At 46.5% G+C, this 14,709-nt stretch carries 11 protein-coding genes; 4 read left to right on the forward strand and 7 right to left on the reverse strand.

Annotation, left to right across the window (positions count from 1 at the left end; genetic code table 11):
- Positions 1-30: 30 nt before the first annotated feature.
- Positions 31-996, forward strand: coding sequence for a CfxA family broad-spectrum class A beta-lactamase (locus tag PREBIDRAFT_RS08195; protein ID WP_004339683.1), 966 nt, complete (start codon positions 31-33; stop codon positions 994-996).
- A 92-nt stretch (positions 997-1,088) separates the two neighbouring features.
- On the opposite strand, the gene PREBIDRAFT_RS08200 is transcribed toward PREBIDRAFT_RS08195, so the two are convergent.
- From PREBIDRAFT_RS08200 to tnpA, 7 genes are all read right to left on the reverse strand, one after another.
- The gene (locus PREBIDRAFT_RS08200) at positions 1,089-2,492 is read right to left on the reverse strand and encodes a hypothetical protein (RefSeq protein WP_004339684.1); all 1,404 of its coding nucleotides are present in this window, start codon (positions 2,490-2,492) and stop codon (positions 1,089-1,091) included.
- 283 nt (positions 2,493-2,775) lie between these two features.
- Positions 2,776-3,891, reverse strand: coding sequence for a DUF6371 domain-containing protein (locus tag PREBIDRAFT_RS08205; protein ID WP_004292742.1), 1,116 nt, complete (start codon positions 3,889-3,891; stop codon positions 2,776-2,778).
- 3 nt (positions 3,892-3,894) lie between these two features.
- Positions 3,895-4,992, reverse strand: a complete 1,098-nt coding sequence (locus tag PREBIDRAFT_RS08210) for an AAA family ATPase (protein WP_004338330.1) — start codon at positions 4,990-4,992, stop codon at positions 3,895-3,897.
- Positions 4,993-4,997: 5 nt separating this feature from the next.
- A complete protein-coding gene (locus PREBIDRAFT_RS08215) occupies positions 4,998-5,372 on the reverse strand; it encodes an excisionase family DNA-binding protein (protein ID WP_004338328.1) in 375 nt (124 codons plus the stop codon).
- 199 nt (positions 5,373-5,571) lie between these two features.
- A complete protein-coding gene (gene tnpC / locus PREBIDRAFT_RS08220) occupies positions 5,572-6,429 on the reverse strand; it encodes a transposon Tn4555 protein TnpC (protein WP_004339687.1) in 858 nt (285 codons plus the stop codon).
- Between the two features lie 247 nt (positions 6,430-6,676).
- A complete protein-coding gene (locus tag PREBIDRAFT_RS08225) occupies positions 6,677-7,795 on the reverse strand; it encodes a tyrosine-type recombinase/integrase (protein ID WP_004338318.1) in 1,119 nt (372 codons plus the stop codon).
- Positions 7,796-7,936: 141 nt separating this feature from the next.
- Entirely contained in the window at positions 7,937-8,872 is a 936-nt protein-coding gene (gene tnpA, locus PREBIDRAFT_RS08230) for a transposon Tn4555 protein TnpA (protein WP_004292844.1), read from the reverse strand.
- A gap of 707 nt (positions 8,873-9,579) precedes the next feature.
- On the opposite strand from tnpA, the gene PREBIDRAFT_RS11590 reads away from it, so the two are divergent.
- From PREBIDRAFT_RS11590 to PREBIDRAFT_RS08240, 3 genes are all read left to right on the forward strand, one after another.
- Positions 9,580-9,753, forward strand: coding sequence for a hypothetical protein (locus tag PREBIDRAFT_RS11590; RefSeq protein WP_004339688.1), 174 nt, complete (start codon positions 9,580-9,582; stop codon positions 9,751-9,753).
- Positions 9,754-9,776: 23 nt separating this feature from the next.
- The gene (locus PREBIDRAFT_RS08235) at positions 9,777-12,242 is read left to right on the forward strand and encodes a hypothetical protein (protein WP_004352700.1); all 2,466 of its coding nucleotides are present in this window, start codon (positions 9,777-9,779) and stop codon (positions 12,240-12,242) included.
- A 421-nt stretch (positions 12,243-12,663) separates the two neighbouring features.
- The gene (locus tag PREBIDRAFT_RS08240; protein ID WP_004338310.1) at positions 12,664-14,628 is read left to right on the forward strand and encodes a phosphatidylinositol-specific phospholipase C; all 1,965 of its coding nucleotides are present in this window, start codon (positions 12,664-12,666) and stop codon (positions 14,626-14,628) included.
- Positions 14,629-14,709: the final 81 nt, after the last annotated feature.

Below are 14,709 nucleotides of genomic sequence, written 5' to 3' on the forward strand. Positions count from 1 at the left end.
TCTCGTCAAACAAATATAAATAATATAAACATGGAAAAAAACAGAAAAAAACAAATCGTAGTTTTGAGTATAGCTTTAGTTTGCATTTTCATCTTGGTATTTTCATTGTTCCATAAATCAGCGACAAAAGATAGCGCAAATCCTCCTTTAACAAATGTTTTGACTGATAGCATTTCTCAAATTGTCTCAGCTTGTCCTGGCGAAATTGGTGTGGCGGTTATTGTTAATAACAGAGATACGGTTAAGGTCAATAATAAGAGTGTTTATCCTATGATGAGTGTGTTTAAGGTTCATCAGGCATTAGCTCTTTGTAATGACTTTGACAATAAAGGAATTTCACTTGATACCTTAGTAAATATAAATAGGGATAAACTTGACCCAAAGACTTGGAGTCCTATGCTGAAAGATTATTCAGGGCCAGTCATATCATTGACAGTGAGAGATTTGCTGCGTTATACTCTTACTCAGAGTGACAACAATGCAAGCAACCTTATGTTTAAGGATATGGTTAATGTCGCTCAAACAGATAGTTTTATAGCCACACTCATTCCTCGTTCAAGTTTTCAGATAGCTTATACGGAAGAGGAAATGTCGGCTGACCATAACAAGGCTTACTCTAACTATACATCTCCTCTTGGTGCTGCAATGTTGATGAATCGTTTGTTTACTGAAGGTCTTATCGATGATGAGAAACAAAGTTTCATTAAGAATACGTTAAAAGAATGCAAAACAGGTGTAGATAGGATAGCAGCTCCACTTCTTGATAAAGAAGGGGTTGTTATAGCGCATAAGACAGGTTCAGGTTATGTTAATGAAAATGGTGTTCTTGCAGCTCACAATGATGTTGCCTATATATGTCTGCCTAATAATATCAGTTATACCTTAGCGGTATTTGTTAAGGATTTCAAGGGAAATGAATCACAAGCGTCACAATATGTTGCGCATATATCAGCTGTAGTATATTCTTTATTAATGCAAACTTCAGTAAAATCTTAAACTGCACTTGCTTTGATAATTAATGATAAACAATCTAAAAGCACTCTAATCGTTATCGGAGTGCTTTTAGATTACTAATCAAATTGCTTCTATTATAATTTGAATCCTCTACTTTTTCTTTCTTCCTGTTGCGGCACTCTTGCTCCATATCTAAGCCTGTGCCATTGCTCCCTGAACCAGTCGGCAATCGGCTTCCTGTTTATTGTCAGGTTCAGCCTGCTTTCATCGTCAGGGTCATTTTCCACCCTTAAAATATCATCCTTTATATCAAAGTTCCGCCTGTGTTGCTCGGAATAGATTTTACCGCTACATTTCAGGGCTTCTTTTTTGACTATAAGACTTTCAGTCATTTCTTTAGAGAATCCCAGCATGGCACAAAACTTTTCCATGCGCAGCATTTCCCTGAACATCGGAAACCACCTGAAAGCCTTGTCTATGATTCTGGCGAGCCGTGACAGTTCTTTTTCTTTCATGTCAAGTTCCTGCCTGTGCATTTCTCTGAGATTGTGGATTTGCGTATCATGCTGTTTCTGCATCTGCTGTACTTGGCTCTGCAATTTTTCAATATTGGTGTTCCGTTTTGAAACCTCGTCTTGCAGTTTTTCGTTGGCACGTTCCAGTTCTTTCAGTTTTCCACTCCCGAAAAGAGAAGCAACTCCACTAGTTATGGCTGTCGCTGCCGTGGTGGCTGTCTTCTTTAACTTGTCAGTGCGTATTTCTGATTTCACCTGTTTCAGTTCCTGCTCGGCAAGATTTATCTGTTCTTCTTTGTGCCGTTTGGCTGCATCCATGCGTTGCAGTTCAGCTTTCTGCTTCTCAATGATAAAGTCGTTCCGTTCCAGATGCTCCTTACCAGTGACAGCCTTTGACTGCCCGCGTTCCATCAGCAGGATGTCGGATGCAAGGGTCTGCATCTGCATCATGTCATCGTCATTGAGCTTTCGGCTCTTTCCTGTTTCGTGGTTCATCCAGTCGAAAACGATATGGGCATGATAGTTCGGCTTGAACCATCTGTCCCCGACTTTGAAGCTTTCCCTGTCTTCCGCTTCCGGCTGACCGTTCAGCCAATGCCCTTCATCCTTGTGCAGGAAGATTTGCAGCGGTGTGATTCCCCAGCGTCTTTGACACTCCTCACCGAATTTACGCACGTCTGCCAGTGTGGTGTCCGACCTGACAAGCAGCACTCCTTCACGTATGGGGGAGCATCCCGCAATCTTGACTATTTTACCGTTCTTGCCTTTGCGTTCACGCTCCTTTTCCTGCATGGCACGTCCGGTCTTTTCCTTTACCATCTGTCTGATATTGTCATAATGCATCCGCAAATCCGGACTGCCGAAGTCGGGATTTATCCACTGCTCATTATCGGTGGAGAGTTCTGGAACCACATAGGTTCTGGACTCTCCGATGTGGCGCATGTATTCGGCAGTCCTCCTGTTGTGAGCCTCACTCGATGCGATATTGCAGGGCTTGATATGTATGCTTGATTTTGTTGCCATAGATACTTGTTTTTTGGGTTTGTACTTTATTGTTTGCTTTTCCGCTGTCCGTAAACGCATGGGGTTCTTAGGGGTGCAACCCATAAGCGGAGATTGCAAAGAGAGGGTCACTCTTTGCTCTGGGTTCTCAGGGGAGAAACGCCCTGAGTGGGTCATTAGGGTAAAACCCTAATCCCCTCGGGAGAGCCCACAACTACGTAAGCGGAGCGTGTAGTTATAGTGGGCTATATCAATGGCAAGCCATTGTCTGCAAACTCCAGCCTACGGCTTCCGCTCTCCTCCGTCAGGGAGGTTTTTCATCATCGTTGCCGATTGGAGATGCACCGACCAGCACAAGGTCTAAATCGTCTATCAGTTTTTGCAGGACGGGATTCTTCTCTATCATCCGCTGGAGGATTCTCTCAGCCTCGACCAAGTGGTTGGCTGTACTCATCACCTTGCCCTCCCGTATCTGAAAGATAATCCAATCGGCTATGTCGATATGGGCTTCTTTTTGTTTCGGGGTGGCATTCCTTTCGATGATGTCCGAAACCACCACCTTACAAAAGTACATGCTCTCGGCTCGCTGTTTCCACTCGGCATAAGCATCGGCATCGGGAAAGAGAAGCACGGTTCGCCCTGACAGTACACGGAGTTTCTCTTCTCTCATCTGACTCTTACCACCCGTAGCCAGCCATACATAATCGGGGAAGATAGCAGAACCGATAACGGCACTCTTCTCGGATTCCACCAAGACCACCACCTTGTCGGGATGCGTTTTCAACAAGTGTTCCCCGAAAAGGCATTGGGATAGTTGCCAATCCTCTGCCAACACACGCTGCTTTTTCAATATGCTGTGTATCCAGTTCACTGCCGATGTCTGTCCTCCCTTGATACGGTGTCCGTCTTCGGGATTGTACTGCATCACCTTTCCCGTGCGTACCTTGCCCGTCCTGTCTATCTGCCAAAAGATAACAGAGCCGTCACGGGTAGCCCCCAAACGGTATTCCTCCAACAACCGCTTCAACACCTCTTTCGCCTTGTCGCCATAGTAGGAAGTAAGGAGTGTGAAGAGGAAACGGAAGAAATTGCTACGCTCGCTTTGCGACTTCTCCACATAGTGAGGGGGAATATAGCCGATGGCTGTCGGCTTACTTTGCTGCTTCACTTTCTTCTGCTCTGCTCTTTGCCTGTCAAAAGAGAAATCATTGGTAGTTCTGTGTTCAGGATGCTCTTGAAAATACTCTTTCGGAGTGTAGTGATACCCACAACCGCTTTCGTGGTTACATCTGCCGACCGATGGATGCAACGGCACATTATTTTCGTCCACGTAATAGACGAAAGAATGCCTGTCTCCGCATTTGGGGCAGGTATGCCGTGTTGCCGTTCCTTTATACTTCTGTAATGAATAATTGCCCATAGCTTAGTCCGTTTTTGATGGTTGATTGTCGGCTGTCCCATCCTGTCCCATTGTCCCACACTCTAAGGGTTGGGACAGTGGGACACTTGGGACACCTGCGTTTTTACTCTCTTTGCTGCGCTGGATGATACGGTTTACGGTGGACTTGCCACAATTCACCTGTGAGGCTATCTCCCTGACGGACTTGCCCGATTGGGAGAGTTGCAGAATTTGGCAATCCCTTTGGCTTGATTCATTGTCGCCCAATTTTTTCAAGTGTTCCTTTTCCGTGGAATAGCCCCTGAACACGAACTGCAAGAAAGCATCCACCTTGTCAATCTCGTAAACGATTACATTATCCGCATCATGAGAGAACGTGCCATAGCGCACTTTAAGCTGCTTCACATAGCGAAGCCCTCCGTCTTGGGCACTTTTTCCAATGGTGAACACGCTGTCAAAGAAATTGTAGAGCCGTTTGCTTCCGGCAAGGTCGTTGGATGTGATGGGACAATCCAAAGAGCGTTTGGGCGTATGTGCCAGGACAAGGATAGAGAGCGCATATCTCTTTTTGAGATTGTTCAGCTGAATCATCAGCCGTCCTGCGGCATCGCCTTTCTCCATGGCGCAACACAGGTAGGTAAGATTGTCAATGATGAAAATCTTGCAGTCGGTCTGCACAGCCATCTGTTCAATGCCGCCTATGATAGCTTCCTCAAAGTTGGCATCCAAAAGCTGGTTGCAGTCAATAGACACCCGATAGATTTTGTCGGGAAAGGTGTAGAGCTCTCCATGCTCGTTGGTATAGCGGAGCTGGAACTGCTTTTCGGACAGTTCAAAGTCCAGATACAGCACATTGTCGGTTCGGGCGATGCGGTCGGCTATCTGCACGGCAAGGATGGACTTGCCCACGTTGGAATCGGCAAACAAGCAGGAGAGTTCCCCCTCGTACCAAAAGCTGTCCCACAGCGCACGGGGCGTAGGCAATAACGATGCTTCAAGAATGGTTTGGTTTGCCGTCTTGATATTCATCATGCCTACACTGTCGGGCATACCGTTATGCGCTTGGGATGCTTTTGTGAGGTCGCCACGTATCAGGTTGATATAGTTCTTATCCTCTTCCATATCATTCACCAGTTACGTGGGTTGGGCTTGCGACGGTGGGAAGAGGATAAGGACTTGTTCAGTTCCTCGTCTGACAACGGTATGGGATTCTTTCGGGCGGTTTCCAGCCACTTGTCCAGTTCGTCACGGTAAAGGCAATAGCGTTTGCCGGGCTTGGTGGCAGGGATTGTCCCTTCTGACAGTTTCATGTAGAGCGTACCCTTAGGGATACCTAAATACTCTGCTGCCTCGTCCACAGACATGGGCACGTGGGTGTCCACCGTTTTGGCATTGTTCACACTGCGCTGCTCGGCGAGCAGGCTTTTCAGGCTCATCACTTCGTCTCGAAGCTGAGCGACAACCTCGGGGAGGTCGTTGAAGGTAAGAATTGATTTTTCCATTCGCGTACTCGTCTCTTTTGTAAGACTTGGCGCAAAGGACTGAAATGATATATCCGTGAATATCTCCACGACACGTCATTGCAAAATAATTCCCGAATAATTAAGCCCAGCCATAAATGACGGGTAAAATTACTCGGGAAACGATGTAAAACAGGCGGTTATGAGTTACCGGATGGTTGTCGTTGGTGTCGTGATTATCCTAATTCCGCACATAATCCTCGGGATAGTGGAAATCAAGTTTGCCGTTTTCGGGTTCATCAATGGGAATTTCCGTCTTTAACGGCTCTACCTTGAAATTCTTGATGGTTGATAAGTCTGTATCAGCAAACGATTTCGGGAAAAGGGCTTTGATGAACTTGGCACGGTTATCCCCATTGTAGTATCTCTTGTACAGGAAACGCTCAGAGATATTCCATACGAAGTGACGGAGTGGAATGTTGTTGATGTCTTTGGTAAACGGTCTTTGTATGGGCTTCGGGGTATAAGTGTTAAGATTCATCCATTTGTCCACCTCAGTACAGATGTGGTTCACGGTTTCTTGGTCGGCAATGCGAGGCAGGTAATAATGGCAATACTCCATGACCATGCGGATGCGCTCTTCCTTTTCCCGTTGCTCTCTGCTTGCGTAATTGGCACGGTTCTTTTCGTGAAGATCCGGGGCGATAGTAAGCTCTATCGGTTGTGTTTGGATAAGTGTCTCTTCTTTTGTCGGGGATGATTCGGGTACAGGCTCAGGGACTGATGTAGGTCCAGGCACAGATGTGGCTTCTTCAAGTGTATTTTGTGACAGTTCTTCCTGCACCTCTATGGCTTCGGCAATCGTTTCTTTCTTGCCGAACTTGATTTTGTAGATTTCGTATGTATCAAAGATAAGTGTCTGAAAGGAGAGATAGAGCAACCATCCCAACAGGTTACAGCATACGAATACTATCCACCTGACAAAGTTGTCTTGGTTGAAGCTGTCCGCTATTACCAGCGTGGCAATGGAAGATATTAGGACGATGGCGAAGCCGACAAAGCCCAAGATGATGTATTTGTCCTTGATTGATGATTCCATATTTCGTTGAGAGATTGAATGTTCCTGTATTATTTTGTGCAAAGTTAATGCTATTTTTCCCAATTACTGCCCGTTATTTGCGGTTAGAACGGTCTTTTTCAATGTATTTCACGAAATGTCATCATATCATACTCTGTTTCATACTCTGAGGGGCTTATAAATGGTGGCATCAAGCCAAAAACATAGAGGGGCGATTATAGCCTTGTAGCCATAACCGCCCCTCTGAATACCTGTCAATGTGAGACATTTATGCCTCCTTGCGCTTCAAGGTTATCTTGTCCACCACCTGACACATCTGCTGCGCTGCTATCTTGGAATAGATTTGTGTGGTGGTAATGTTCTTATGTCCGAGATAGGCTTGGATGACAGCCATGTCCGTTCCCATTTCCACGTGCAGGCTTCCGAAGCTGTGGCGGGTACAGTGAAAGGTGATTTTCTTGGTTATCCCTGCTGCCGTGAGCCACCGTTGGAGTGGTCCTTGCAGCATCTTGTCCTTGAAATCCTCAAAGATAAGTCCCTCGCCCCGTTCTCCCAGCAGTCCATAGGCTTCATCACTGATGGGGTTATGCACTATTTCTTTGGTTTTCTGCATACGGGTGGTAACGAACATCCTGCCGTTGGTGTATGGTTGTATCTGCTGCCACGTGAGCTGTCTGATGTCGCTCTTTCTCAGTCCCGTAAGACAGGCGAAAAGAAAAGCTTTTTTCAAGACCTCCTCCTCACAGGGTGTTTCGGCAAGCCGTATCAGTTCCTCTTGGCTCAAATGCTCCCTGATGGTGGGAATGCACTCGATGCGGTCTAAGAAGCCGTTTGGGTTCTCCTTTATCTTCCTGTCACGGTAGGCGGTGTGCAGCACGGCACGGAAAGTTGACCAATAGCCTGCTGCGGAGTTGATGTGCAGCTTTTGGTTGGTGTGGATGGATTGGGGTGCATCAAGCAGGTATTCCATGAACTTGCGGCACAAATCCACATCCACCTCCTCAAAGGTGCATTTGCCGTTCACGAACCGCTGGAAATGCTTGTATACGTGCTGCCACTTGATATTCTTGCGGTCAGCCAGTCCTTTGAAATAGGCAAGGAAATCGCCCTTCATCTTGGTCTTGTCAAAAAAGCCGTTGTTTTCATTGAAAATGGCTTCGTAGCGCTGGTTGCGCAGGATGACCGCTTTCTTCATCATGCGTGCGTTGAAGTCCCGTTCCTGCTGGTTTGCAGGTTTGGCGAAGATGTAAATTCCTAAGGCTTCACGTGTAATCACTCTCATGGTGACATTGTCACGGTAGCCGGGATAGTAGTCAAGGCATAGTGAATACTGTGTCCCGTTCTTAATCTTGCGCTTACGCAAGGTAACTGTTTTGCATTTACTCATAATAATTATGTTTTAATTGGTTGTATACATTTTGGAGTTGTATCCATGTTTCCGATGGCAAAGGAACAACGTGAAATATCCGTGAATACCTCCACGATACATCATTTTGAAATAATTTTCGATAATCCCGATTTTTCACGGTTATTTGTTCCTTTCAGCCATGACACGCTCCACATCTGAGCGCAAAAGCAGGTTTTTCACACCCACCTTTATCTTTTCGATGTGCTTCACCTTGACGATATGGCAGATGTTGGCTGACGAAAGACCATAGATTTGCTGCACCTGCTCAACGGTATAGTAGCGTTCATCGTTCACAAGGTCAGTTCTGCGGAGTTCGTTCAAATGTGATTTGGAGTAATAGGTACGCCCGTACTCTCTTTTAGTGGGTATCTTATGGCGATAGGTGTAGGCACGGAGTGCGGTCGGCTTCATGCCGAACAGTTCCTCCACCTCCTCGGTCAGTAGCCAGTCGGTAATTTCGCTAATATCAACTGCCACACCGAAAAACTCGTCAATATGCTTCTTGCTGTAATAGTTCTTTCCTGCGATACGGCAGATGGGGATATGGTTACGCTTGGCGGAAGTGTAAAGCCATGACTGCTTTACCTTAAAAAGGGACATCACCTCCTCGCCCGAATAGAAGTCCAACACTTCTTCGCTTTCCTTTTCCCTTTTTTCTCTTTTGGCAGGTAAGGAAGATGAAGATGATTTCCTTGGTGTGGAGGTGTTGCCGGGCAGGATGCGGTGATAGGGATTGCCCTCCAACATCTGCTCGATGTCGGCTCTGCGGATGAATGCCATGCGGTTGCTGATGCGTGAGGCTTTCAGCTTGCCGATGGCTACAAGTTTGTAAATGTACTGTCGGGAACAGCCCATGAGGATGGCTGCTTTGGAAAAGGTGAGATACTCCTGATGCTGTATCTCCATCAAGGGTTGGGCGACTTTGAAGAGGTTGTTCTTCTGCATCACTCTGGCTCGTTTGGCTTCTGCCTGACAAGCCTCACTGCAATATCTTTGCATACCGCTTCGGGTTACAAAGGACTTGCCGCAAAAACTGCATTTTCTGGTTGCTTTCATACCGTTTTATCGTTTAATGGTTCATTTCTTCAATCCTATATCTCTGAAATGGTAAACGGATGTGAACGGAAGTCAACCATTGTCGCTTTTCTACACAGTGTGACTGTTTCCGCATATCGGGGCGGTTATTGTCGCTTGTCGTAAACGGTTGTAAACCCTTGTCAACTGTCTGCACGGTGTGACAAAAAACAAGCCCCGCAAATTCTCCACGTCAGAAATACGTCTCAAAAATATGTGGAAATTTGGGAAGCGACAAATGGCAACCGAAAAGTGTTAAATTTTAGAATATGCTGGTAATTAAAGATTTACACTCGGATATTTCTGATTAGTTTTGGTTGTTCTATGGTTATAAATACATCGCAAGAAAAGGTATGAGAGGAGTATCGCCATACCCATGAGTGTCGTGTGACTTGCGCACAGTACTCGTATGTACGAAATAGCAAAAGCAGGAAACGCTACAACAAAAAACTATGAAAACAACCTATAGTCGTGTAGCACTGATAGAGATTAAGACAATAAAAGACTATGTAACCGAAAAACGAACACGCTTATGGAGGAAAAGAGCGAAAAGGTCTGCAAGTTCCAAAACGAAGTGCAATAAAAGGTCACTCACAACACTGACCGACGTCACTCACAAACAAACTTGGGCAGGCAACAATACACGAGATTTTAACCAATTAGTATTAATAACATAAATTTTAAGAATTATGACAGAGATAATTGACACTCAAGAAACAACGAGAGAGAAAAAACAGTACGTTCGTCCAGAAATCACGATGATACCCATGCAGGCAGAGTGTACGCTGCTGGCTGCAAGCGGCCAAAATATAAATATTGGTGCAGGTGACGCTGGCGACGGGGATAATTTAATAGAAGACTAACCTACAATATATTATCAATAGCAATGAATACATTCTTTACACCAAAAACGAGTAAGATGAAATGGCTCTTATCCTGCGTGATAGTGCTCTCATTTCTTGTTTCATGCGCTGATGAAACAATGCTTAATAGCACAGATGTTAAGCAGACTACAGAGAAAAACATTGGTGAAACTTCAAGAATTGGCATTTCGGGTAATGCCTGTGTAGAGCTGGCTGATGTATCCTCCTCATTGGATGGAAATACTACAACCACACGTGCCGTTTCTGTAAATTCAAAGTATCTTCCAGTGATAGAAGGCACCGAACTCAAAGCACGAATCTTTATCGTACGTGTAGACAAAAACGCCAAGACGATGATTGACGGCAAAGAGGCGATGGACGGCAACAAGGTGGTGCTTGGAGCTGGAGAGGTAAAATTTGACAAAGTAAGCTACAATAGCGATGGCTCTATTGACGTAAAAACTAACGACATGGTTGAGTTTCATTGGCTCAACGACAAGGCATTTACACCAAAGCAAAATGAGGAATGGTATGTGTGTGGCATCATCGGAGGCGAATATAACCCAGACTTTGACAGAGAACGCAAAAATATGAGTCTTGACGACAAGACAAGGAGACGTGCAGAAAAGCTATATCATTTCTATGTAGACTTCGACCCTAATCACTCTCCATACCACAACCAACTTGATGCTAATGGAAACATTCGAGTTACCGTACCTTATGCCACAGGCTGGATGAAATTACAGATGAAAGATGGAAAAATCAATTTTGACAAATGGAAGTTTAGGTTATTGGGAACAATGATACGCTTCAAGGTGAAGCGCAATACCGACTTGGTAAAACCAGAGGGACATAAATATGCCTTTGCCAGCTCGCAAATCACTGCCCGAGGCGGTTTCCTGATGATGCCTCCCAGCCTGTTCCGCTCCAATGCCGATCTTGCTATGGATCATTCTTTCGGTCTCGATTGCGAGTTGCGCCCTTGGACGAACAGCATTGAAAGCAACTTCTACTGGATGTACGAAAATGACAGGCAGATACATTTCAACAATCCTGGCAACGTGAACCCACTCGACGAGAGCGCAGACTACGGTTCGCCACTCTACGAGTATCGCTACACCTTCGATGCCTCTGCCATGCGCAAGGGAAAGGAGAAAGCCGAGTACGACGAGTTCTACGTGTGGGGTATGCCCATACCTAAGCTCAACTACATCGGGCAAACCATGCTTACCGCCGAGCGTGGAGGATTTATGCTGGGTAGGAAACAGAAAGGCAACCCACGTTATCCGTACGCTGATGAATGGTTGGTTGGGCAGTCAAAACCTCAGGAATGGTCGGGCGAGTTCAAAGTTCTCGATTTCAAAAGCAAAAAAGTTAAAGGCTGTGGCTTCTCCACGGAAGTAGGTGTGTGTCGTCCACGTTTTAGTGAGATGAGAGACGGTAAGCCTGCCTATCCGTGGGCAAACCCTTTGGAACGCTTGGCGGTAACAAACAGCAAGACCGATGAGATGGGCTTCCACGACACCAACGCACCACACCCCAACGAGGCTGATTACGGATGGGTGAACAACTGGTCGCTCAAAAGTGCCGATATGAAAATGCGCTTTGCGCTTAACAATGGCACCATGAAGCCACAAGATTACCATCTTCCCACTGGCGAAGAATGGGGAATCGCCTTGCCTAATATCCTTACAAGCATCTATAATGGTACTTTGCCTATAGGTCTTACAGGCTGGAATAACATCAAGTCTGCTCCCAACCCTTACTTCGAAATGTTCGACCCAGAGGAAGACGACATGCGCCCCATCATCACAGCTGGCGAAACACACAACAGCAACAAGGCAGATATTCAAGAAGAGCGGTTTTGGAACAATAAACCTATCTTCTACTCCTACTTTATGCAAGATAAGAGCCGGCTCGAACTCTACGCCATTCGTTTCTACGGCAACAATAAGGAGGCACAGTCGCACAAAGACCGCCGTCCCTACGGCAACCGCTATCGCTGTGCCTATCGCTGGAGGTTCATGGACGCTGGCGGTCCCGATGCCACCAACGACGGACAGGGCATGCGCCTCGTGGTACAGAGCCGTTGGATAGGCAACGCCAACGTAACCGTGCGCGACATCATGGACGACAAGTGGTGGGGAGAATGTTCGGACAGCAACCCGCTCTATCGTACCGACTGTTATCGTGTTTTGCCCTGCGTAGGCTACCCCTTCCCAAAAGGCGGAGCTACATGGCGCATGGCATACTGGTCAAGAACACGCTGGAAATACGACACCTACGACAAGGACAACGAGCACAGCAACAAGACATTCTGCTACCGTGTGCTATCCAAAGACGGCTTCGACCGTGGACATAACGATAATGCCACCCTGCACTACGGCGTTCGCCTCATGGTAAACAGAGACGTGGACGAGTTCGGCAAGCGCGCCCCACGCCAGTTGCAGAAAGACAAGGACGAGCAACGACTCATACGTCGCAAATAGTATCTAAGGTGAGGGACAATGCGTGTCCCTCACTATAGTATATAATTTTATGTTAAGGAATGGCTAAAAATAACAAATACATGTTGGTTCCTATTGGTGAATTTATCCATAACACTGTGTGTGGTAGGCTTCTATGCTTCCCTACTTATATTTTTAGCTTCCTTACCCCCGTTATTTACAATATTTAACAACCCGGATTGGGTATGTAATTTTGCGAGGCTGTGCATCTCGAAGTCCATAGATGACTACGAGATGCATTTTGCGTGTACATAGACTTTTGAAAAGAAGACCGCTGCAACTCAAAGTTACATCATTCCATTTCTTTCCAAAGCGTACGATAAATGCCAATAGTTAGGTTTTGGAAGTTGCCTATTATTCACTATCTTTGCACCTTAAAAAATAAAAATACATAGGATTTACTATGATTTCAGGACAAATCGCCCTTCAATGGGGTAAAAGAACAATCTATAATTTGACGGTGATATATGCGCTGTTATCCACCATGCTTCTATACGGATGCGACGGTGACACTACAGTGAATAGCGAAAGTTCGTCTCATCAATCAACCACGATACGGCTTACAATAGAAGTCCCTAATGGTGGTGTAGATAACACCAAGATGGTAGCAACAAGATCCTTCACCTATGGTTTTGAGGGAGATATGGTCCCACCGAAGATGCGGCTAAAAGAAGGCGAAACAACTGAGGGACTTTGTGTTATCAGAAACGAAAACCCCAAGATACCAATAAAATTAGTACAGGTGAAATGGAAAACGCATGATGGTGTCTTGTGGTGCGACACTCTCAATGCTGACGTGGAGGCTCCTCACGATGAAAAAATTGGTAATTGGCAGGCGTGTTTTCTACTTGGTCATGGAACCTACGATGAGAAGACGCACAAAATAAAAATGGGCGTAGAGCGTTTGGCACGCCCCATAAGCCAAAATGAGGAGCAACTATGGAACATGCCTTACCTGTCAGCTTGGTTGCCCTTGAAAACGAGCGACGGTTTACACCTGCGTTCGCCACATGTGAGTTTCAAACCGCAAGGAGCGTTCATACGCATGAGATTGACAAATGATACTAAACATGACATGAGCGTGGCATCACTGCGCATGCGCCCCACTGACGATTCCATGCAGGCAGCACCATTCGTGTGGGAGGCAATGTGGCAGACTGATGAACGAGGGGATGCGCCTGTCGTTTCTCCAGTTTTGCAGAAAAGCGGAGAGGATTTCGAATGTCCACTCGCACAACCACTCACATTAAAACCGGGCGAGACATCAGCCTGGTATGGCTTCTGGAGTATGCCCATAGGTAAATCCGTAGGGTATTCGGGCAATTACTTCGTCGTACCTGCAGAAGAAGCCAAGATACATCGATCGCCATGGTGGCTGTACCACACTCCACTGGAAGGAAAAAGCAATGCGCAAGGCCCCGTGGCAGGTCGAACCTACACGCTCTCACTGAAACTGCGGCAACTAATCTCCACTACCTATGCCAACTGGATGCAGGATATGGAGGACGACCGACTGGTGTGCAAGATGTCCATACCCGGAACACACGATACAGGAGCATGGTCAGGCAACTGGTGGGTGAAGACGCAAGACAAGGACATCAAGGGGCAGCTCGAGAGCGGCATACGCTTCTTCGACATACGCTTGGTGCTTGCAGATGGTGTGCTAAAGCTATGCCACGCCAGTAATGTATTCGACCGCACGTTCCACAAGGATGTATTGCGTGCCACCGCCGATTTTCTGCGGGAGCACCCATCGGAAACGGTTATCATGACCATCAAGCGTGACCACGACTACGACAAAGATGGAGGTAACAAGTACCGTACGGCAGTGGGTAACGTGTTAAGGGCTGATCCCTACGTTACACCATACATTGCAGGATCGTTCAGTCCGACACTTACAATGGGAGAACTACGAGGCAAGATGCTCATCTTGAGCCGTGAGGGCTGGTACTCCACCAACTCGGGGTGGATAGACCGCTGGTATGATAACAAACAATTCTCTACCAATATCTACTCCACCAATCACAGTCGTACCACGCTGAATGTGGAGGACACTTACAGATGCGCTGCTGGCGACAAGGTGAATCTCGTGCGCCAGAACCTGCTAAAAGCCAGTGAGGCGTACGGTGGTGCGGCACCCGACTGGTTCATCACCTTCTGCTCGTACACGGGTCCAAACGGCATAGGCACACCCAATGCCGTCACAGGATACGTTGATCCGCATGTGATAAATATTCTTAAGGGAGACCATCAGTTGCGTACAACGGGTATACTGCTTTTCAACTTTGCAGGCTGGTGGGACAACGGACTCACCAACATCGCCATCAAATTCAACGATACTGCCACACCGCCGCTCAAGCAGTGGTAACAAGTTGGGGCAAGTCAACACACCAGCCGAGCCGTGCGTAATCCCCCCCCCGCGTGTCGGCACGGCTTCATAGCGGATTAT

This window comes from Prevotella bivia DSM 20514 (assembly GCF_000262545.1).
In the GTDB taxonomy this organism is placed as follows: Bacteria; Bacteroidota; Bacteroidia; order Bacteroidales; family Bacteroidaceae; genus Prevotella; species Prevotella bivia.